Raw genomic sequence first — 20,193 nt, forward strand, 5'->3', positions numbered from 1 at the left:
TCACGGCAGACCGCGGGCTCGCCGCGCGCGTCGAGGCCCGGGGTGCGCGCGTCGCGGGTCCCGGGCGGATCCGGGCGCTCCTCGACGCGCATCGGGTTCCCGGCCTCGGCTGACGGCGCCGCCGCCGGCCCGCGCCGTCAGCGCCCGGCGGGATCCGTGACGAAGTCGATGAGCTGCTCCACCCGGCCGAGGAGCGCGGGCTCCAGGTCCTGGTAGGAGCGCACCTGGCCGAGGATCCGCTGCCACGCCCGGGCGATGTCCGCCTGCTCCGCGTGCGGCCAGCCGAGCGCCGCGCAGATGCCGTGCTTCCACTCCACGTTCCGGGGGATCACCGGCCACTCGCGCAGTCCGAGGCGCCCGGGCTTCACCGACTGCCAGACGTCGACGTAGGGGTGGCCCACCACGAGCGCGTGCGCGCGGTGCGGGCCGCGGGCGACGGACTCGGCGATGCGGCTCTCCTTCGAGCCGGGCACGAGGTGGTCGACGAGCACCCCAACGCGGCGACCGCGCCCGGGACGGAAGCGGTCGAGCTCCTCGTCGAGGTGGTCGACGCCCTCCAGGTACTCGACGACGACGCCCTCGATCCGCAGGTCCTCGCCCCACACCCGCTCCACGAGCTCGGCGTCGTGCCGGCCCTCCACGAAGATGCGGCTGGGGAGCGCGACGCGGGCGCGCGCGTCGGCGACCGCGAGCGAGCCGGATGCCGTCCGGGCGGGGCCCGTCGGCGCCGCGCGGGGCACGCGCAGGGCCACGGGCTCGCCCTCGAGGAGGAACGCGCCGCCGAGCGGGAACGTGCGCTGCTTCCGCCGGAAGTCCTCGAGCACGACCATGCCGGACTCGACGCGCACGATCGCGCCGCAGAAGCCCGTCGACAGCTCCTCGACCACGAGCTCGCGCGTCGCGTCCTGCGGACGGGGCGCCGCCTTCGCGGGCCCGCGCCAGCCGGGGGCGAGCACGTCCTGTCCGTAGCGGTCGTCGTCGAAGGGGGGCGGCGTCATGCTCCCAGGGTGCCACGGGAGGCGTCGCGCACCCGGTCGACGAGCCGACGCCAGGGGCCGTCGACCGCCGCCTCGCCGAGGCGCGCCTCGCGGTCGCCCGCGCGCACCAGGTAGACGAAGCGGTCGGCTCCCGGGCTCGGCGGGGACGGCGCGTCCCAGGGGCACTCGTCGAGGAGCGCGTCCCAGTCCGCGCGGTCGTCCGCGGCGGCGTCGACGCGCACCGACCAGGTGCGGGTCATGCCCGCCATCCCGCCCGTGCGCGACACGGCGATCTCCACCTAGACCTCAATCCCGACGCCCTCCCACGCCGCCTGGATCGCGGCGACCTCGGACGCGCCCTCACCGTACCGCGCCGTCGCCGCGTCCACGGTGGCCCGGGCGAACCGCGGGAAGTCGCAGTCGGGCCGCACGGTGCCGGCGACCATCACGTCGTACCAGACCCGCCCCGCGCCCTCCCAGGCCCGCCCGCCGATGGCGGTGGCCGCGAGGAAGAACGCGCGGTTCGGGATGCCGGAGTTGACGTGCACGCCCCCGTTGTCCTCCGCGGTCTCCACGTAGTCGTCCATGTGCCCGGGTTGCGGGTCCTTCCCGAGCACGTCGTCGTCGTACGCGGTGCCCGGGGCGCGCATGGAGCGGAGCGCGAGCCCGGTCGACCGGTCGAGGAACAGCTCCGCGCCGACGAGCCAGTCCGCCTGGTCGGCGGTCTGCCCGAGCGAGTGCTGCTCCACGAGCACGCCGAACACGTCCGAGATCGACTCGTTGAGCGCGCCCGACTGCCCCTGGTACACGAGGCCGAGGGTCAGCTCCGTGACGCCGTGGGCGAGCTCGTGGCCGATGACCGTCAGCGAGCGCGTGAAGGGCGCGAACACCTCGCCGTCCCCGTCGCCGAAGACCATGCGCGTGCCGTCCCAGAACGCGTTGTCGTACTCCTCGCCGTAGTGCACGGTCGCCAGCAGCGGCAGGCCGCGGTCGTCGAGCGAGGCCCGGCCGTAGACCTCCGAGAAGAGCGCGTAGGTGGCGCCGAGCCCGGCGTAGGCCTCGTCGACCTGCGCGTCGCCGGTGTCGGGCGCGCCCTCGACGCGGACCGTCCGGCCCGGCAGCTCCTCGCGGTTCTGGGCGTCCGACACGGTCCGGTGGATCCCCGACGGGTCCCGGTCCGCGAGCGCCGCGGGATCGGGCAGGGCACCCGGCCCGCGGCGGTCGTGGATGAGCGGCCCCTGGTCGCGGAGGGCGCGGCGCGCGGCCTGCCGCACGGCGGACACCCGGTCGGGGTCGGCCTCGGCGAGGCGGGTCAGCAGGTACGGGGGGAGGATCGTGCGTCTCATGCACCGAAGACTCGCACGGGGCGGCGACATCGTCACGGGTCGCGGCGGATCCCGTCGCCGGCCGTCCGTCGCACCCCGCGCCGGGGTGGTCTCAGCGGGTCCAGCGGTACCCGAGCTCGGGGCGGCCGGGCGTCCCGTACCTCGGCACGCGCTCGACCTGGCCGACGTCCGCGAGGTACTCGAGGTACCGCCGGGCCGTCACGCGGGACACGTCGAGCGCACCCGACACCTCGGCGGCGGACACGCCCTCGGCTGCGTGCGCGCCCTCCCGGGTGCGCGAGCCGTCGGCGGGGCGGTCCGCGCGCGCGATGCCGCGCACGAGGTCCAGCGTCTCCGCCGACATGCCCTTCGGCAGCCGTGCGTCGGACGCGGGGGAGCGGAGCGCCGCGAGGGCCCGGTCGACCTGCAGCTGCGTCGTGCTGCCGCTCCCGGCTCCGAGCCCCTCGCGATAGCCGACGTACGCGGCCATCTTCTCCGCGAAGGCCGCGAACGTGAAGGGCTTGATGAGGTACTGCACGATCCCCGCGGTCACGGAGCTGCGCACGACGGCTTGGTCGCGCACGGCCGTCACCGCCACGACGTCGGTCGCCCGACCGGCGGCGCGCAGCCGACGGCAGACCTCGAGGCCGTGCATGTCGGGGAGGGTCATGTCGAGGAGCACCAGGTCGATCCCGTCGGGACCGGCGTCCGCCACGAGCCGCAGGGCCTCGCCGCCCGTGTGGGCGACCCCCGCGACGAGGAAGCCGTCGAGCCGACCCACGTAGGCGGCGTGCGCCTCCGCGGTCAGGACGTCGTCGTCGACGACCAGCACGCGGATCACGCCCGCACCCCGCCGTCCCGCGCGTCCGCGTCGGCCGGCAGCACGACGCGGAAGCGCGCGCCGCCCAGCCGCGCGTCCGCGTCCGCCACCTCGACCCGCCCGCCGAGCCGCGCGGCCGAGCGCGCGACGAGCGCGAGCCCCACCCCGCGCGTCCCGTCGTCGCCCGTCTTGGTCGTGACCCCGAACTCGAGGACGCGCGCGCGGATCCCGGGATCCACCCCCGGCCCGTCGTCCGCCACCTCGATGACGAGCGCCCCCGCGGCGGTCCGCGACAGCGACAGCTCCACGCGGCCGCGGTCCACGCCCCGGGCCGTGGCGACGGAGGGGTCGGCGGCCGCGTCGATGGCGTTGTCGACCAGGTTCCCGACGACGGTCACCAGCTCGGTCGCGGGCACCCCCGGGTCGCCGGTGCCGTCGGCGACGCGCACGGTCAGCTCCACCCCGCGCTCGGCGGCCTGGGCGGCCTTGCCGCGCACCAGGGCCCGCACCACCGGATCGGCGTCCTCGGCGAGACCGCCCTCGGACGCGCGCCGGTCCGTCTCGAGCTCGGAGGCCGCCAGCGCGAGCGCCTCGCGCGGTCGCTCCAGCTCGATGAGCGAGACGATGGTGTGCAGCCGGTTCGCGAACTCGTGCGTCTGCGCGCGCATGGCGTCGGAGAGCGTCCGCAGCGTCGCCAGCTCGCCCGACAGGCGCTGGATCTCCGTCCGGTCCCGGAGCGTCGTCACCGTCCCGAGGCGCGCGGCGCTCCCGGTCCGGCCCGTCGGCAGCGCGGGCCGCTGGGTGACCACGAGGACGCGCCCGGACGGCAGGTGCACGACCTCGTCCGCCGTGGTGCCCTCGGCGAGCAGCCGCCCGATCGCCGCGGGCAGGCCGAGGCTCCCGACCTCGACGGGACCGGCGGAGGGATCCACGTCGAGGTCCAGCAGCTCGGCCGCCTGGTCGTTGTGCAGCACGAGCCGCCGGTCCCGGTCGACGAGCACGATGCCCTCGCCGACCGAGTGGAGCACCGACTCGTAGTACGCGAGCATGCGGGCCATCTCCTCGGGTCCGAGTCCCCAGGTGGTGCGCGCGAGCGACCGGCTGAGGAGGACGGCCCCCGCGGCGAGGAGGAGGGCGAGCGCGCCGACCGTCCCGATGAGCCCGGGCAGGCGCGCCGCGAGGACCTCCGAGACGCGCTCGACGGTGACCCCGGCCGCCACCAGCCCCACGATGCCCCCGTCCGCGTCGCGCACGGGGACGACGGCCCGTACGCTCGGCCCGAGCGTCCCCGTGTAGGTCTCGGTCATCGTGCGCCCGGCGAGCGCGGGACCGGTGGTGCCGAGGTACCGCCGGCCGATCTCGTCGGGGTCCGGGTGAGTCACCCGCACGGTGTCGCGGTCCATGATCGTGACGAAGTCCACCCCGGTGTCGCGCGTCACGTCCCGGGAGTAGCCGAGGAGCGCGGCCGTGGGGTCCGCCGACGCGAGCCCCTCCGCGACCCGGGGCGAGTCGGCCACGGTGATGGCGACGGCCAGGCTCCGGTCGGCGGCGGACTGCTCGGCCCGCTGCCGGGAGTCGGCCCACAGCGCCGCGGTCGCGACCACGGCCACCAGGAGGAGGACCCCGAGCTGGACCACCAGGAGCCGGGCGGCGATGCCGCGGGGGAGGCGCGGCCGTCGGGAGCGGGGGTCTCGTGCGGGGCCGGGCAGCGCGCCTCGCGACATGCTGCCTCCTCGCGTCCGCGGCCGGCACCCCGGCAGGAACATTATGAACACAACGACGGCCGGGCCCCGAGCGTGGGACATCCTGACGAGGACCGCCTGGCGCACCCCGTGCGCCGGCGCCGCTCACGAGACAAGGACGTCCCATGACCAACCCCATCGCCGCGCTCCGCCGCCTGGACCGCCAGCACTACCTCTACATCGCCGTCATCCTGGCGGTCCTCCTCGGCGTCACCGTCGGGCTCGTCGCCCCCGAGACGGGAGTGGCGCTCAAGCCGGTCGGCGACGCCTTCGTCGCCCTCATCAAGATGATGATCGCGCCCATCATCTTCTGCACCATCGTCCTCGGCGTCGGCTCGGTCGCGAAGGCCGCGACGGTCGGCCGGGTCGGCGGCCTCGCCCTCCTCTACTTCATCGTCATGTCGACGTTCGCGCTGGCCATCGGCCTGCTGGTCGGCAACCTCGTGCACCCGGGCGAGGGCCTCGACCTCAGCGGCCTGCGCGCGCCGGAGGGCTCGACGGAGGCGACGGGCGAGAAGGACTTCCTCCTCTCGATCATCCCGACGTCGCTCCTCTCCTCGCTCACCTCCGGCAGCATCCTGCAGACGCTGTTCGTGGCGCTGCTCGTCGGCTTCGCGCTGCAGCAGCTCGGGAAGCGCGGCGAGCCGGTGCTCGAGGGCATCCGCAACATCCAGGTCCTCGTCTTCCGCATCCTCAGCATGGTGATGTGGGTGGCCCCGATCGGCGCGTTCGGCGCCATCGCCGCGGTCGTCGGCGCCACCGGGTTCCAGGCGGTCATCAGCCTCGCGACCCTCATGATCGGCTTCTACGTCACCTGCGCGCTGTTCATCGTGGCGGTCCTCGGCCCGCTGCTGTGGTTCGTCGCCCGCGTCAGCATCTTCAAGCTCATGCGCTACCTCGGCCGCGAGTACCTGCTCATCGTGTCCACGTCGTCGTCCGAGGTGGCACTGCCCCGGCTCATCGCGAAGATGGAGCACGTCGGCGTCTCGCGCCCGGTCGTCGGCATCACGGTCCCCACGGGATACTCGTTCAACCTCGACGGCACGGCCATCTACCTGACCATGGCGTCCCTGTTCATCGCGAGCGCCCTCGGCAGCCCGCTGGCCATCGGCGAGCAGGTGTCGCTGCTGGTCTTCATGATCATCGCCTCCAAGGGCGCCGCGGGCGTCACGGGCGCCGGCCTCGCGACCCTGGCCGGCGGGCTCCAGTCCCACCGTCCCGACCTGGTGGACGGCGTCGGCCTCATCGTCGGCATCGACCGCTTCATGTCCGAGGCGCGCGCGCTCACGAACTTCACCGGCAACGCGGTGGCGACGCTGCTCATCGGCACCTGGACCCGCGGCATCGACGCGGAGCGCGTGGCCCTCGTCCTCGGCGGCGGCGACCCCTTCGACGAGGCGAGCATGGGCGCGGAGCACGGGGCCCGGCTGGAGGCACCCGCCGAGGCGCTCGAGGCCGACGTCACGCGCTCCGCGGGGTCCGGCGACGAGCCGCGCCCGGCCTCCCGCTGAGCCGGGTCGGGGCCACGCCCGGGGCGATCCCGCCGTGGTCCCGGCCGTGTCCGATCCGTTACGCTGTCAGGTCACAGGAGGTACGACCATGGATGGACGCGAAGACGGTCACGGCGCCACGCGCGTGCCCGAGCAGTACACGAGCACGGACACCACGGCCACCTTCCGCGACGAGCTGGGAGCGGCCCTCGCGGGCCTCGACGGCGCGGTCTCGGCCGAGGAGAAGGACGCCGTCACGGCCCTGCCCTCCGGCTCCGCCCTCCTCGTCGTCCGCCGCGGTCCGAACCAGGGCGCGCGCTTCCTCCTCGACGCCGACGTCACGGTCGCCGGCCGTCACCCGGACGCCGACATCTTCCTCGACGACGTGACGGTGTCGCGCCGTCACGCGGAGTTCATCCGCCAGGGGACCTCGTTCCAGGTGAAGGACCTCGGCTCCCTCAACGGCACCTACTTCGACGGGGTCCGCATCGACACCGCCCTGCTCCAGGACGGCGCCGAGGTCCAGGTCGGCAAGTTCCGCCTCACGTTCTACGCGTCCCGCACCGACCTCGTCGGCCGGACGACCGAGTAGTGCCGGCGTCCGCCGCCCGGTCGACGCCTGCCCGCACCCCCGGTCTCCTCAGCATCGGACAAGTGCTGGCGCGCCTGACGCCGGAGTTCCCCGACCTGACCAACAGCAAGCTCCGCTTCCTCGAGGAGCAGGGGCTCGTCCAGCCGTCGCGGACGGAGTCCGGCTACCGCAAGTTCAGCCCGGCCGACGTCGAGCGGCTGCGGACCGTCCTCGGCATGCAGCGCGACCACTACCTGCCGCTCAAGGTCATCCGCTCCTACCTGCGCGACCTCGACGCCGGCCTGTCGCCGGCCCTGCCCGGCGGCGCGACCACGCCCCCCGTCTCCATGCTCGACCAGGAGCGGCGCTACAGCAGGGCGGAGCTCGTCCGCGAGTCGGGAGCCACCGCCCCGCTGCTCGGCGACGCGATCACCGCGGGCGTGCTCGTGCCCGCCGAGGTGTACGGCGAGGAGGCGGTGCAGGTCATGCGCGCGCTCGTCGAGCTGCAGCGCACCGGCATCGAGCCGCGCCACCTCCGGGGCTTCCGCCAGGCCGCGGAGCGGGAGCTGAGCCTCATCGAGTCGGCGCTCGTCCCCGTGTCCCGGCGCCGCGACGCGTCCAGCCGCGCGCACGCGGCGGAGCTCGCCCGCGAGATCGCGACCCAGCTGGAGGTCGTGCGGGGCAGCCTCATCCGCTCCGCGCTCGGCCGCCTCTCCTCCTGATCGGCCTGGCACCCGGGCGACCGGCCCGTAGACTGACGTGTCCGCACGGGACGATCCGCACGTCGGACCGGTCCGGCGGGACCGGTCGATGCGCGCCCCCGCGGGGGGCGTGGCGGAGCGCCGGGACGACACGCCGGGCGCTTCCGCCGGATGTCGTTGATCGGGCCCGCGGGCCCCGCTACCGTGAGAGCACGATCCCGACGAACCGACCCGAGCAGCGCGCGCACCCCACGGGGGCGGACGCCGAGGGGTGGAAGGCAGAACGATGAGCGACTCCACCCCGGACTCCGGGAGATACGACCTCGGTCTGCTGTTCACCGACGGCCTCCCCGAGATGGACGCCAGCGCCGGCTACCGCGGCGCCGTCGCCGCCCGCGCCGCGGGGATCACCTACCGCCAGCTCGACTACTGGGCACGCACCGGCCTCGTCGAGCCCACCGTCCGCGGCGCCTCCGGCTCCGGCACGCAGCGCCTCTACGGGTTCCGCGACATCCTCGTCCTCAAGCTCGTCAAGCGCCTCCTCGACACCGGCATCTCCCTCCAGCAGATCCGCACCGCGGTGAACCAGCTGCGCGAGTCCGGCGTCGTCGACCTGGCGCAGACCACCCTCATGAGCGACGGCGCCAGCGTCTACCTCTGCACCAGCAACGACGAGGTCATCGACCTGGTCAGCCGCGGCCAGGGCGTGTTCGGCATCGCCGTCGGCAAGGTCCTCCGCGAGGTGGAGCACAGCCTCGTCGAGATCGACACCCAGACCGTCGACCCCACCGACGAGCTCGCCGCACGACGGGCCGTCAAGGCCTCCTAGGCCCTACCGGGGCCGCGGGGTCCCTGAAGTGCGCGGCCGCCTCGCAGCGCGGTCGTTCCGTGGCACCGCTCTCGGCGCGGGTGCCCCCATGCTCCGGACGTGCCTCCGCGCGCCGACGCGACGAGCGCGCCGGACGGCAGGACCCCGAGGCCGACCCGCACGGGTCGGAGCGGATCAGCGGGCGGCGTTCTCCGCGTAGTCGCCGATCTTGGCGGTGCGCATGATGCGCTCGAGGAGCTGGTCGAAGTTGCGCGCCATCTCCTGCGCGCTCTCGCCGGGCCACACGTGCAGCGGCTTGGCGGCCCCCTGCGCCTGCTGGAGCGACGTGCGCTCGGGCAGCTGCGGGCTCAGCACGAGCGGGCCGAACATGTCGCGGAGCTCCTTGATGCGGAACTGGTGCTCGAGCGACTGGACGCGCGCCCGGTTCACGATGATGCCGAGGGGCTGCAGGCGGGGCGAGAGGCCGCGCCGGATCTCCTCGATGGCGCGCAGCGCGCGGTCCGCGGCGGCGACCGAGAAGAGGCCGGGCTCGGTGACGACCGTCACGCGGTCGCTGGCGGCCCACGCGGTGCGCGTGAGGGCGTTGAGCGAGGGCGCGCAGTCGATGAGCACGAGGTCGTAGTCGGCCTCGACGTTCGCGAGGGCCTCCTCGAGCTTCCAGATGTCGCGGATGCTGGGGTGCGGGCCGTCGAAGTTGATGGCGGACGGGCTGCCGATCATGACGTCGATGGTGCCCGTGCGGCCCTTGGTCCAGCCGCTGGGGGCGATGGCCGCGCGCACGATCTTCTCCTTGGGGGAGGCGAGCACGTCGGCGACGTTGAGGTGGCCGGCGACCTGGATGTCCATGCCGGTCGACACGTCGGCCTGCGGGTCGAGGTCGACCACGAGGGTCCTCAAGCCGCGGGAGAAGGCGGCGGACGCCAGTCCCAGGGTCACGGTGGTCTTTCCCACGCCCCCCTTGAGGGAGCTGACGCTGAGTACATGCACGGGTGACAGGCTACCGTCGATACTCTGGGAGAACCTAAACGCGGGGGTCCCGAAGCCCGTCTGACGAGAGGCCCGCCATGTTCACGAAGATCCTCGTCGCCAACCGGGGGGAGATCGCGATCCGGGCGTTCCGGGCCGCCGTCGAGCTGGGCGCCCGCACCGTGGCCGTGTACCCCCACGAGGACCGGCACTCCCTGCACCGCCTGAAGGCCGACGAGGCCTACCTCATCGGCGAGGAGGGCCACCCCGTCCGGGCCTACCTCGACGTCGACGAGATCATCCGCGTGGCGCTCGAGTGCGGGGCCGACGCCATCTACCCGGGGTACGGGTTCCTGTCGGAGAACCCGGGCCTCGCGCGCGCCGCGGCGGACAACGGCATCGCCTTCATCGGACCCGGCGCGGACGTGCTCGAGATGGCCGGCAACAAGGTCACGGCGAAGGAGCACGCGACGCGGGCCGGTGTCCCGGTCCTCGCGTCGACCCCGCCGTCGAGGGACGTGGACCTGCTGCTCTCCCAGGCGGAGGGGATCGGCTTCCCGGTGTTCGCGAAGGCCGTCGCGGGCGGCGGCGGGCGCGGCATGCGGCGCGTCGAGCGGCCGGAGGACCTCGAGGGCGCGCTCCGCGCCGCCATGCGCGAGGCGGACAGCGCCTTCGGGGACCCCACCATGTTCCTCGAGCAGGCGGTGCTCCGTCCGCGGCACATCGAGGTGCAGATCCTCGCGGACGCCGCGGGCGAGACCGTGCACCTGTTCGAGCGCGACTGCTCGGTGCAGCGCCGCCACCAGAAGGTCGTGGAGATCGCGCCCGCGCCGAACCTCGATCCGGCCGTCCGCGACGCCATGCACGCCCACGCCGTCGCCTTCGCCCGCAGCATCGGGTACGTGAACGCCGGCACGGTCGAGTTCCTGCTCGACACCGACGGTCCGCGCGCGGGCCAGCACGTCTTCATCGAGATGAACCCGCGCATCCAGGTGGAGCACACCGTGACCGAGGAGGTCACCGACGTCGACCTCGTGCAGTCGCAGATGCGCATCGCGGCGGGGGAGACCCTGGACGGCCTCGGCCTCCACCAGGACGACATCGTGCTGCACGGCGCCGCCCTCCAGTGCCGGATCACGACGGAGGACCCGGCGCAGGGCTTCCAGCCCGACACCGGGAAGATCACGACCTACCGCTCGCCGGGCGGCGGCGGGATCCGCATCGACGGCGGCACGGTCGCGACCGGAGCGCAGATCAGCCCGCACTTCGACTCCATGCTCGCGAAGCTCACCTGCCGGGGCCGCGACTTCGCCACCGCGGTCACGCGCGCCAAGCGGGCCCTGGCGGAGTTCCGCATCCGGGGCGTCTCCACCAACATCCCGTTCCTCCAGGGCGTCCTCGACGACCCCGCGTTCCAGGCGGGCGACCTGAGCACCTCCTTCATCGACGAGCGCCCGGGCCTCGTGCGCAGCAACGTCTCGAAGGACCGCGGCACGAAGATCCTCAACTGGCTCGCCGACGTCACGGTGAACCAGCCGAACGGCCCCCGCACCGCGGCCGTCCGCCCCGCGGACAAGCTGCCCGCGGTCGACCTGCAGCAGCCGGCCCCCGCGGGATCCCGGCAGCGCCTCCTCGAGCTCGGCCCGCGCGGCTTCGCCGAGGCCCTGCGCGCGCAGACCGCCCTCGCCGTCACCGAGACGACGTTCCGCGACGCGCACCAGTCGCTGCTCGCCACGCGCGTGCGCACCCGCGACCTCGTCGCCGTCGCGCCCCACGTCGCGCGCACCACGCCGGAGCTGCTGTCGGTCGAGGCATGGGGCGGGGCGACGTACGACGTCGCCCTCCGGTTCCTCGGCGAGGACCCGTGGGAGCGGCTCGCGTCGCTCCGCGAGGCTCTCCCGAACATCGCCATCCAGATGCTGCTGCGCGGGGCCAACACCGTGGGCTACACGCCGTACCCGGTCGAGGTCACCGACGCCTTCGTGCAGGAGGCCGCCGCCACCGGCGTCGACGTCTTCCGCATCTTCGACGCCCTCAACGACGTCGAGCGCATGCGCCCCGCCATCGACTCCGTGCTCGCGACCGGCACCACCGTCGCGGAGGTCGCGCTCTGCTACACGGGCAACCTGCTCGATCCCGCGGAGGACCTCTACACGCTCGACTACTACCTGGGCCTCGCCGAGCGCAGCGTGCAGGCCGGCGCGCACGTCCTCGCGATCAAGGACATGGCCGGGCTCCTCCGCCCGGCCGCGGCCGAGCGGCTCGTCGCCGCGTTGCGCCGCGAGTTCGACCTCCCGGTGCACGTGCACACCCACGACACCGCGGGCGGGCAGCTCGCCACCCTCCTCGCCGCCAGCCGCGCGGGCGCCGACGCGGTCGACGTCGCCAGCGCGCCGATGTCGGGCACCACGAGCCAGCCGTCGGCCTCGGCGCTGGTGGCCGCCCTCGCCGACACGGAGCGTGACACGGGCCTCTCCCTCGACGCGGTCAGCGACCTCGAGCCCTACTGGGAGGCCGTGCGTCGTCTCTACCGCCCCTTCGAGTCCGGGCTCCCCGGTCCGACGGGGCGGGTGTACCGCCACGAGATCCCGGGCGGCCAGCTGTCGAACCTGCGGCAGCAGGCGATCGCCCTCGGCCTCGCCGACGACTTCGAGCTCATCGAGGACATGTACGCCGCCGCCGACCGCATCCTCGGCCGCATCCCCAAGGTCACCCCGTCCTCGAAGGTGGTGGGCGACCTCGCCCTGCAGCTCGCCGCTGCGAGAGCCGACCCGCACGACTTCGCGGAGAACCCGCAGGACTACGACATCCCCGACTCCGTCGTCGGCTTCATGGCGGGCGAGCTGGGCGACCTCCCCGGCGGCTGGCCCGAGCCCTTCCGCACCCGCGTCCTGCAGGGCCGCGACGTGCGCATCGGCGTGACGCCGCTCACGGCCGAGGACCGCGGCGCGCTCGAGGTGCCCGGGGCCGCCAGGCGCCGGACGCTCAACCGCCTCCTGTTCCCCCAGCCGACGGAGCAGTTCGAGACCATCCGGGAGCTGTTCGGCGACCTGTCGGTCCTCGACACCGACGACTACCTGCACGGGCTCCGTCCCGGCCAGGAGCACGCCGTGCGGATCGGCCGCGGCGTCGAGGTGCTCATCGGCCTCGAGGCGGTCGGCGAGGCGGACGAGTCGGGCATGCGCACCGTCATGGTCGTCATGAACGGCCAGCTCCGTCCCGTCTTCGTGCGCGACCGCCGCATCGGGGTCACCACCGTCGCGGCCGAGAAGGGCGACCCGTCGCGGCCCGGGCACGTGTCGGCGCCGTTCTCCGGCGTCGTGACGCTCAAGGTCGAGGAGGGCGCCGTCGTCGGGGCCGGCCAGGCGGTCGCGTCCATCGAGGCCATGAAGATGGAGGCGGCCATCACGTCGCCCGTCGCGGGACGCGTCGCGCGCCTCGCGGTGCCCACCACGCAGCAGGTCGACGCGGGCGACCTGCTCGTGGTCGTCGAGGACCAGGGATAGAGGAGCGGATGACCGGCACGGGACACGACGAGGACGAGCGCTACGACCTGGTGATCGTGGGCGGCGGATCGGGCAACTCGATCGTCGACGAGCGCTTCGCGGGCCAGCGGGTGCTCATCGTCGACGACGGCGAGCACTTCGGCGGCACCTGCCTCAACGCGGGGTGCATCCCCACGAAGATGCTCGTGCACGTGGCGGACCTGGCGGCCGACACCCGCGACGCCCCGGCGCTCGGCCTCCGCGCCACGGTGGACGCCGTCGACTGGCCCGCCATCGCCGCCCGGGTCTTCGGGCGCATCGACGCCATCAGCGAGGGCGGCCGGGAGTGGCGCGAGTCCGGCATCGAGGACGTCACGCTGCTCCGCGAGAGCGTGGGCTTCGAGGCGCCCGGCGTGCTCGTGACGGCCAGCGGGCGGCGGATCCACGCCGACCGCGTCGTGCTCGCGGCGGGCTCCCGCCCGCGCCCGCTCCCCGCGGCGTACACCCCGGACCCGGCGATCCACGACTCCGACTCCATCATGCGCATCGCCGAGCTCCCCGCCTCGCTCCTGATCGTCGGCGGCGGATACGTGGCCGCGGAGTTCGCCCACGTGTTCAGCCACCTGGGCGTGCACGTGACGCAGGTGGCGCGCTCCTCCCGGCTCCTCGGCACGCTCGACGAGGACGTGTCCACGCGCTTCACGACGCTCGCCCGCACGCAGTGGGACGTCATCACGGACTGCGAGGTGGAGGAGATCGAGCGCGACGGCGCCGTCCTGCGCTCCCGCCTCGCGTCCGGCCACCTCGTCGAGACGGAGGCCGTCCTCGTCGCGCTCGGCCGCATCCCCAACTCCGACACGCTCGCCGTCGTGAACGCGGGGTACGACCTGCACGCGGACGGCCGCGTCGTGGTCGACGACCGGCAGCGCGTCCTCGCGGGCGGCGAGCCCGTCCCCGGGGTATTCGCGCTCGGCGACATCAGCGCGGAGCACTCGCTCAAGCACGTCGCGAACCACCAGGCCCGCGTGGTCCAGCACAACCTCCTGCACCCGGACGACCTCGTCGGCGGCGCGCCGGGACCCGTCCCGCAGGCCGTGTTCTCCCGTCCGCAGATCGGCGCGTTCGGCCTCACGGAGGCGGAGGCGCGCGCGGCGGGCCCCGTGGTCACCGTGGAGCAGCCGTACTCCTCCACCGCGTGGGGCTGGGCGCTCGAGGACACGACGTCGTTCTGCAAGCTCGTCGTCGACCCGCGCGACGGTGGCACGCTCCTCGGCGCGCACATCATCGGGTCGGACTCGGCGGCCCTCATCCAGCCGCTGCTCCAGGTCGCGAGCCTCGGCCTCCGCGTGACGGGGCTCGCCCGCGCGCAGTACTGGCCGCATCCCGCCGTCACGGAGGTCGTGGAGAACGCCCTGCTGTCCGTCGAGTCCGCGGTGGCCGAGTGGGCACGGGAGAATGGTCCGGGCGATGCGCCCGCGGGAGCCGATCGACCCTGAGCGGCCCACCGCAGAGGACCCACGGAAGCAGAGAATGACTGAACGACAGATCCGCCTGTTCGGCGATCCGGTGCTGAAGACCGTCTCCACGGAGATCCATGAGATCGACGAGGGGGTCCGCGCCCTCGTGGAGGACCTCCTCGACAGCGTGCGCCCGGACGGCCGCGCCGGCGTCGCCGCCGCCCAGATCGGCGTCAACCTGCGGGCGTTCAGCTACAACGTGGGTCCCGCGTTCGGCTACATCCTCAATCCCGTCATCGAGGAGCTGCGCGGCGAGGCCGTGCTGGTCGACGAGGGCTGCCTGTCGGTCCCCGGGCTCTGGTTCCCCACCATGCGCCACCCCGAGGCCGTGATCAGCGGGACCGACCTCGACGGGAAGCCGGTGCGCCTCGAGGGCACGGGCGTCCTCGCGCAGGCCTTCCAGCACGAGGTGGACCACCTCGACGGCCTCGTCTACCTCGACCGCCTCGACAAGCAGCGCCGACGCGAGGCCATGAAGCAGGTGCGCGAGTCCGACTGGTTCTGACCGGTCGGCCCGCGCACCCGCTCGGGCGCGCTCAGTGCACCAGCGAGTGCCCCTCCGTGTTCGGCGCCGCCTCGTAGATGCGCGTGATGACGTCGCCGAAGGCGTCCAGCACCACCTGGCGCTTGATGCTGAGCTTCGGCGTGAGGTGGCCCGCCGCCTCGGTGAGCTCCACGGGCAGCACGACGAACTTCCGGATGGACTCCGCGCGCGACACCGTCGCGTTGGCCGCGTCGACGGCGCGCTGCACCTCGGCGAGCACCGCCGGGTTCTGCGAGGCCTGCTCCAGCGTCAGCGCCGGGTCCTGGCCGTTGTTGCCGAGCCACACCTTGAGCATCTCGGGGTCGAGCGTGATGAGCGCGGAGATGAACGGCCGGCGGTCGCCCGCCACCACGACCTGCCCGACGAGCGGATTCGCGCGGATCGGGTCCTCGAGCGCCGCGGGGGCCACGTTCTTGCCCCCGGCCGTGACGATGATCTCCTTCTTCCGGCCCGTGATCGTGAGGTACCCGTCGGCGTCGTAGCTGCCGAGGTCGCCCGTCCGGAACCAGCCGTCGTCGAAGACCGCGGCGGTCGCCTCCTCGTCCTGCCAGTACCCGTCGAAGACGTTGACGCCCTTGACCTCGATCTCGCCCTCGTCGGTGATGCGGGTGGACACGCCCGGGAGCGCCGGGCCCACCGTACCGATGCGGAAGCCCTTGACGAGGTTGACGCTGACCGGCGCCGTGGTCTCGGTGAGCCCGTAGCCCTCGAGGATCGTGAGCCCGAGCGAGCGGTAGAAGTGGCCGAGCCGGAGGCCGAGCGGCGCCGAGCCGCTCACGGCGAACCGCACGCGGCCGCCCATCGCCTGCCGGATCTTGGAGTAGACGAGCGCGTCGAAGACCTTGAACTGCAGCTTCAGCGCGAGCGGCACCTTCCCGGCGTCGACCGCGACGGAGTGCGCGTAGGCGACCTCCGCGGCCTTGCGGAAGACCTTTCCGCGGCCGGCGCCCTCCGCCTTCTGCTCCGACGAGTTGTAGACCTTCTCGAACACGCGCGGCACCGCGAGCAGGAAGGTCGGCTGGAAGGACGCGAGCGCCGGGAGCAGCTGCGTGGTGTCGGCCTGGTGCCCGGTCTTCACGCCGGCCTGCACGTTGAGGATGCTGATGAAGCGCGCGAACACGTGCGCCGTCGTGATGAACAGCAGGGTCGACGCGCCCACGCGCACGACCTCCTCCATCGCGACCTCGGCGTTCCGGGCCAGCTCGACGAAGTTCGCGTGGGTGAGCACGCAGCCCTTCGGCCGCCCGGTCGTACCGGAGGTGTAGATCAGGGTCGCCATGTCCGAGCCCACGGCGATGTTGCGCCGGCGCTCGATCTCGGCGTCGGGCACGTCCACGCCCTGCTCGGCGAGCTTGTCCAGGTCGCCGAGGTCGATCTGCCACACGTGCCGAACGTCCGGCAGCTCCGGGTGGACCTCGTCGAAGCGGGAGAAGTGCTCGGCGGACTCGAGGATCACGGCGACGCTGCCGGAGTCCTGCAGGTTCCAGTGCACCTGGCCGGGGGAGGACGTCTCGTAGACCGGGACGAGGACGCCGCCCGCGAAGAACACCGCGAAGTCCACGAGCGTCCACTCGTAGCGCGTGCGGCACATCATGCCGATCCGCTCGCCGGGCTGGAGGCCCGCGGCGACGAGTCCCTTCGCGAGGGCCACGACCTGGCGGTGGAACTCGGCCGCCGTGACGTCGCTCCACCCGCCCTTCCCGTCCGGCAGCGCGAACAGCGGGGCGTCGGGGCTCGTCCTCACGCGGTGCACCAGGACATCGGTGACGTTGTCGTCGGGTCTGGCCTCGACGACGGCGGGCATGGTGTGCTGTTCCACGGCAGCTCCTTCGGTACCGGAAATGGATGGGACCAGCTTAAGGGCGCGCGGCTCCGGCGCGCTCGTCCCCGGTCGGGGGCGTCGGGCGCCTCACTAGGATCGACAGGCGAGACGATGAGGAAGGGCCCGCCACGTGCATGCAATAGGGATCGACATCGGCGGGACCAAGATCGCGGGAGCCGTGGTCGACGAGCTCGGCGTCATCGCCGCGGAGGAGCGCACGCCCACCGAGGCGAGCAGCCCGGACGCGATCGTCGAGGCGGTCGTCGGCATGGTGGAGCGGCTGCGTGCGCAGCACCCCGACGTCGTGGCGGTCGGCGTGGCCGCGGCGGGCTTCATCGACGCCGCGCAGTCCACCGTCTACTACGCCCCGAACATCAACTGGCGCAACGAGCCGGTGCGGGAGAAGCTCCGCGGCCGGATCGACCTGCCCATCGTCATCGAGAACGACGCCAACGCCGCCGGCTGGGCGGAGTTCCGCTACGGCGCGGGCCGCCTCGTCAGCGACATGGTGACCCTGACGATCGGCACGGGGGTGGGCGGCGCCATCGTCGCCGACGACCGGCTGTTCCGCGGCGGCTTCGGCGCCGGCGCCGAGCTCGGGCACATGCGGGTCGTGCCGGACGGCCTGCCCTGCGGCTGCGGCGCCCGCGGCTGCATCGAGCAGTACGGCTCGGGCCGCGCGCTGCTCCGCACCGCCGACGAGCTGGCCGACCTCGGCGGCACCCACGGCGAGGGGCTCGCCGCGCGCCGCCGTGAGGTGGGGACCCTGACGGGCCACGACGTGAGCGACCTGATCCAGGCCGGCGATCCCGGCGCGCTCCTCGCCCTCCGACGCCTCGGCGGCTGGCTGGGGGAGGCGGCCGCGAGCATCGGCGCCATCCTCGACCCGCAGATGTTCGTCATCGGCGGCGGGGTGGCCCAGGCGGGCGACCTGCTCCTCGACCCCATCCGCGAGGCCTACCTCGCGCACCTGCCCGCCCGTGGGTACCACCCCGAGCCGGAGTTCCGGATCGCGGAGCTCGTCAACGACGCCGGCGTGGTGGGCGCGGCGGACCTCGCCCGGCGTCACGCCGGGGCCCTGCGCCACGGAGCCTGAGCCGACCGCACGCGATACCGCCGCCCGTCGGCCGGCCGCTGCCGGCGGACGCGGCGCCGCTGGCTATGCTGGACGACGACCCCGCCCGGAAGGTGGCCACCCGATGTTCTACTGGTTCATGAAGAACCTGGTCGCCGGACCCCTCCTGCGGAGCACGTTCCGCCCCTGGGTGACGGGCCTGGAGAACATCCCCGCCAAGGGCGGCGTGATCCTCGCGAGCAACCACCTCTCCTTCATCGACTCGGTGTTCCTGCCGCTGCTGGTGGACCGGAACCTCGTCTTCCTCGCCAAGAGCGACTACTTCACGGGTCCGGGCCTCAAGGGCTGGGCCACCAAGATGTTCTTCACCGCCACGGGCATGCTGCCCATCGACCGCTCCGGCGGCAAGGCGTCCGAGGCGTCGCTCAACACGGGCCTCCGCGTGCTCGCCGAGGGGCGCATGCTCGGCATCTACCCCGAGGGCACCCGCAGCCCGGACGGCAAGATGTACCGCGGACGCACGGGGGTGGCCCGCATGATCCTCGAGGGCGAGGTGCCGGTCGTGCCGATCGCCATGATCGACACCGAGAAGGTCATGCCCATCGGCACGCGGATCCCCAAGGTCCGCCGGATTGGTGTGGTCATCGGCGAGCCGCTAGATTTCAGTAGGTTCGCCGGCCTCGAGGGAGACCGCTTCATCCTCCGCTCCATCACCGACGAGATCATGTACGAGCTCTCGAGGCTCAGCGGCCAGGAGTACGTCGACGTCTATGCGACCTCGGTCAAGGAGAAGCGCGCGAGCGCGGCCCGCTGACCGACGCCCGCACCGACTCCACCGCGCATCACGCGCACGACACGAACCGGGATCCCACCGTGGCCTCTGAGCACCTCGTCCCCGCCCATCCCGACGTCCTCGCCGGGCTCGACCACTGGCGCACGCTCGAGGTCAAGCAGCAGCCGGCCTGGCCCGACGCCGCCGCGGTGCACGCCGCGTCCGCCGAGATCGCCCTGCTCCCGCCCCTGGTGTTCGCGGGCGAGGTCGACCAGCTGCGCTCGCGCCTCGCCGCCGCGGCCGACGGCCGCGCGTTCCTCCTGCAGGGTGGCGACTGCGCCGAGACGTTCGCGGGCGCCACGGCCGACCAGATCCGCAACCGCGTGAAGACCGTCCTGCAGATGGCCGTCGTCCTCACCTACGGGGCGGCGATGCCCGTCGTGAAGATGGGGCGCATGGCGGGTCAGTTCGCCAAGCCGCGCTCCAGCGACTCCGAGACGCGCGGCGACCTGACGCTGCCGGCGTACCGCGGCGACATCGTGAACGGCTACGACTTCACCCCCGAGTCGCGGGCGGCGGATCCCGCGCGCCTCGTGAAGGGGTACCACACGGCCGCCTCCACGCTGAACCTCATCCGCGCGTTCACGCAGGGCGGCTTCGCCGACCTGCGCGAGGTGCACAGCTGGAACAAGGGCTTCGCCGCGAACCCCGCCAACCAGCGGTACGAGCAGCTCGCCCGCGACATCGACCGGGCGATCAAGTTCATGGAGGCCGCGGGGGCCGACTTCGACGACCTGAAGCGCGTGGAGTTCTACACGGGCCACGAGGGCCTCCTCATGGACTACGAGCGCCCCATGACGCGCATCGACTCGCGCACGGGCACGCCGTACAACACCTCGGCGCACTTCATCTGGATCGGCGAGCGCACGCGCGACCTCGACGGCGCGCACGTCGACTTCCTCTCCCGCGTCCGGAATCCGCTGGGCGTGAAGCTCGGCCCGTCGACGACCCCGGAGACCGTGCACGAGCTCATCGAGAAGCTCGACCCGGATCGCGAGCCCGGTCGGCTCACGTTCATCACGCGCATGGGCGCGGGCCGCATCCGGGATGCGCTGCCGCCCCTGCTGGAGGCCGTGAAGCAGTCGGACGCGCACCCGCTCTGGGTGACCGATCCCATGCACGGGAACGGCCTCACCACGCCGACCGGCTACAAGACGCGGCGCTTCGACGACGTGGTCGACGAGGTGCAGGGCTTCTTCCAGGCGCACCGGGCGGCGGGCACGCACCCCGGAGGCATCCACATCGAGCTCACGGGCGACGACGTCACCGAGTGCCTGGGCGGATCCGAGCACATCGACGAGGCCACCCTCGCGACGCGCTACGAGTCGCTGTGCGACCCGCGGCTCAACCACATGCAGAGCCTCGAGCTCGCGTTCCTCGTCGCGGAGGAGCTGGCCGCGGCGCGGAGCTGATCCCCGCCACGACGACCGATGCCCCGCCGCCCTCGAGGGCGGCGGGGCATCGGTCGCATGGGCCGACCCGCGTGGGCGTGCGGGG

General features: G+C 73.4%; 17 protein-coding genes. 10 read left to right on the plus strand and 7 right to left on the minus strand.

The window, feature by feature from the left end; translation table 11 throughout:
• Positions 1–137: 137 nt before the first annotated feature.
• From Q6969_RS01865 to Q6969_RS01885, 5 genes are all read right to left on the minus strand, one after another.
• Positions 138–998 (minus strand): DUF3097 domain-containing protein, encoded by an 861-nt coding sequence (locus tag Q6969_RS01865; RefSeq protein WP_317228925.1) that lies wholly within the window; start codon positions 996–998, stop codon positions 138–140.
• Positions 995–1,276 carry a protealysin inhibitor emfourin gene (locus tag Q6969_RS01870; RefSeq protein ID WP_317228926.1) on the minus strand — a complete coding sequence of 94 codons (282 nt, stop codon included), beginning with the start codon at positions 1,274–1,276 and terminating at the stop codon, positions 995–997. The genes Q6969_RS01865 and Q6969_RS01870 overlap by 4 nt, the downstream gene beginning before the upstream one ends.
• Positions 1,277–2,323, minus strand: a complete 1,047-nt coding sequence (locus Q6969_RS01875) for a M4 family metallopeptidase (RefSeq protein ID WP_317228927.1) — start codon at positions 2,321–2,323, stop codon at positions 1,277–1,279.
• 91 nt (positions 2,324–2,414) lie between these two features.
• The gene (locus Q6969_RS01880; protein WP_317228928.1) at positions 2,415–3,143 is read right to left on the minus strand and encodes a response regulator; all 729 of its coding nucleotides are present in this window, start codon (positions 3,141–3,143) and stop codon (positions 2,415–2,417) included.
• Entirely contained in the window at positions 3,140–4,846 is a 1,707-nt protein-coding gene (locus Q6969_RS01885) for an ATP-binding protein (protein ID WP_317228929.1), read from the minus strand. The genes Q6969_RS01880 and Q6969_RS01885 overlap by 4 nt, the downstream gene beginning before the upstream one ends.
• 143 nt (positions 4,847–4,989) lie before the next feature.
• On the opposite strand from Q6969_RS01885, the gene Q6969_RS01890 reads away from it, so the two are divergent.
• The 4 genes from Q6969_RS01890 (at position 4,990) to Q6969_RS01905 (ending at position 8,455) form a co-directional block, all read left to right on the plus strand.
• Positions 4,990–6,375: a cation:dicarboxylate symporter family transporter gene (locus Q6969_RS01890; protein WP_317228930.1), complete on the plus strand. Its 1,386-nt coding sequence runs from the start codon at positions 4,990–4,992 to the stop codon at positions 6,373–6,375.
• 88 nt (positions 6,376–6,463) lie between these two features.
• Positions 6,464–6,946 carry an FHA domain-containing protein gene (locus tag Q6969_RS01895; RefSeq protein WP_317228931.1) on the plus strand — a complete coding sequence of 161 codons (483 nt, stop codon included), beginning with the start codon at positions 6,464–6,466 and terminating at the stop codon, positions 6,944–6,946.
• Positions 6,946–7,647 carry a MerR family transcriptional regulator gene (locus Q6969_RS01900; protein ID WP_317228932.1) on the plus strand — a complete coding sequence of 234 codons (702 nt, stop codon included), beginning with the start codon at positions 6,946–6,948 and terminating at the stop codon, positions 7,645–7,647. Before Q6969_RS01895 ends, Q6969_RS01900 begins: the two co-directional genes overlap by 1 nt.
• A gap of 265 nt (positions 7,648–7,912) precedes the next feature.
• Entirely contained in the window at positions 7,913–8,455 is a 543-nt protein-coding gene (locus Q6969_RS01905) for a MerR family transcriptional regulator (protein ID WP_012038569.1), read from the plus strand.
• 174 nt (positions 8,456–8,629) lie between these two features.
• Here the strand turns inward: Q6969_RS01905 and Q6969_RS01910 are convergent, their stop codons facing one another.
• Positions 8,630–9,442: a ParA family protein gene (locus tag Q6969_RS01910; RefSeq protein WP_045528295.1), complete on the minus strand. Its 813-nt coding sequence runs from the start codon at positions 9,440–9,442 to the stop codon at positions 8,630–8,632.
• A 77-nt stretch (positions 9,443–9,519) separates the two neighbouring features.
• Between Q6969_RS01910 and Q6969_RS01915 the strand changes: the two genes are divergently transcribed.
• From Q6969_RS01915 to Q6969_RS01925, 3 genes are read left to right on the plus strand one after another with little or no spacing between them, the layout of a single operon-like run.
• Entirely contained in the window at positions 9,520–12,927 is a 3,408-nt protein-coding gene (locus tag Q6969_RS01915; RefSeq protein WP_317228933.1) for a pyruvate carboxylase, read from the plus strand.
• 8 nt (positions 12,928–12,935) lie between these two features.
• Complete coding sequence (locus tag Q6969_RS01920) at positions 12,936–14,402, plus strand: mycothione reductase (protein ID WP_317228934.1); 1,467 nt, start codon at positions 12,936–12,938, stop codon at positions 14,400–14,402.
• Between the two features lie 34 nt (positions 14,403–14,436).
• A complete protein-coding gene (locus Q6969_RS01925) occupies positions 14,437–14,928 on the plus strand; it encodes a peptide deformylase (RefSeq protein ID WP_317228935.1) in 492 nt (163 codons plus the stop codon).
• A 31-nt stretch (positions 14,929–14,959) separates the two neighbouring features.
• Here Q6969_RS01925 and Q6969_RS01930 read toward each other — a convergent pair whose 3' ends face one another.
• On the minus strand, positions 14,960–16,786 hold the full coding sequence (locus tag Q6969_RS01930; protein WP_317228936.1) for an AMP-dependent synthetase/ligase: 1,827 nt from the start codon (positions 16,784–16,786) through the stop codon (positions 14,960–14,962).
• Positions 16,787–16,919: 133 nt separating this feature from the next.
• Here Q6969_RS01930 and Q6969_RS01935 point away from each other — a divergent pair, with 133 nt between their 5' ends.
• The 3 genes from Q6969_RS01935 to Q6969_RS01945 all read left to right on the plus strand — a co-directional run bounded on the left by Q6969_RS01935 (position 16,920) and on the right by Q6969_RS01945 (position 20,108).
• Positions 16,920–17,885, plus strand: coding sequence for an ROK family glucokinase (locus tag Q6969_RS01935; protein ID WP_317228937.1), 966 nt, complete (start codon positions 16,920–16,922; stop codon positions 17,883–17,885).
• Positions 17,886–17,988: 103 nt separating this feature from the next.
• On the plus strand, positions 17,989–18,678 hold the full coding sequence (locus tag Q6969_RS01940) for a 1-acyl-sn-glycerol-3-phosphate acyltransferase (protein WP_094116085.1): 690 nt from the start codon (positions 17,989–17,991) through the stop codon (positions 18,676–18,678).
• 59 nt (positions 18,679–18,737) lie between these two features.
• The gene (locus Q6969_RS01945; protein WP_317228938.1) at positions 18,738–20,108 is read left to right on the plus strand and encodes a class II 3-deoxy-7-phosphoheptulonate synthase; all 1,371 of its coding nucleotides are present in this window, start codon (positions 18,738–18,740) and stop codon (positions 20,106–20,108) included.
• The last annotated feature ends 85 nt before the right edge of the window (positions 20,109–20,193 follow it).

It is taken from the genome of Clavibacter sp. MX14-G9D (assembly GCF_032917815.1).
In the GTDB taxonomy this organism is placed as follows: Bacteria; Actinomycetota; Actinomycetes; order Actinomycetales; family Microbacteriaceae; genus Clavibacter; species Clavibacter michiganensis_K.

Coding starts and splice junctions, on each gene's coding strand:
- Q6969_RS01865 (WP_317228925.1), bottom strand. CDS start 998: ATGACGCCGCCCCCCTTCGACGACGACCGCTACGGACAGGACGTGCTC.
- Q6969_RS01875 (WP_317228927.1), bottom strand. CDS start 2,323: ATGAGACGCACGATCCTCCCCCCGTACCTGCTGACCCGCCTCGCCGAG.
- Q6969_RS01885 (WP_317228929.1), bottom strand. CDS start 4,846: ATGTCGCGAGGCGCGCTGCCCGGCCCCGCACGAGACCCCCGCTCCCGA.
- Q6969_RS01890 (WP_317228930.1), top strand. CDS start 4,990: ATGACCAACCCCATCGCCGCGCTCCGCCGCCTGGACCGCCAGCACTAC.
- Q6969_RS01895 (WP_317228931.1), top strand. CDS start 6,464: ATGGATGGACGCGAAGACGGTCACGGCGCCACGCGCGTGCCCGAGCAG.
- Q6969_RS01905 (WP_012038569.1), top strand. CDS start 7,913: ATGAGCGACTCCACCCCGGACTCCGGGAGATACGACCTCGGTCTGCTG.
- Q6969_RS01915 (WP_317228933.1), top strand. CDS start 9,520: ATGTTCACGAAGATCCTCGTCGCCAACCGGGGGGAGATCGCGATCCGG.
- Q6969_RS01920 (WP_317228934.1), top strand. CDS start 12,936: ATGACCGGCACGGGACACGACGAGGACGAGCGCTACGACCTGGTGATC.
- Q6969_RS01925 (WP_317228935.1), top strand. CDS start 14,437: ATGACTGAACGACAGATCCGCCTGTTCGGCGATCCGGTGCTGAAGACC.
- Q6969_RS01940 (WP_094116085.1), top strand. CDS start 17,989: ATGTTCTACTGGTTCATGAAGAACCTGGTCGCCGGACCCCTCCTGCGG.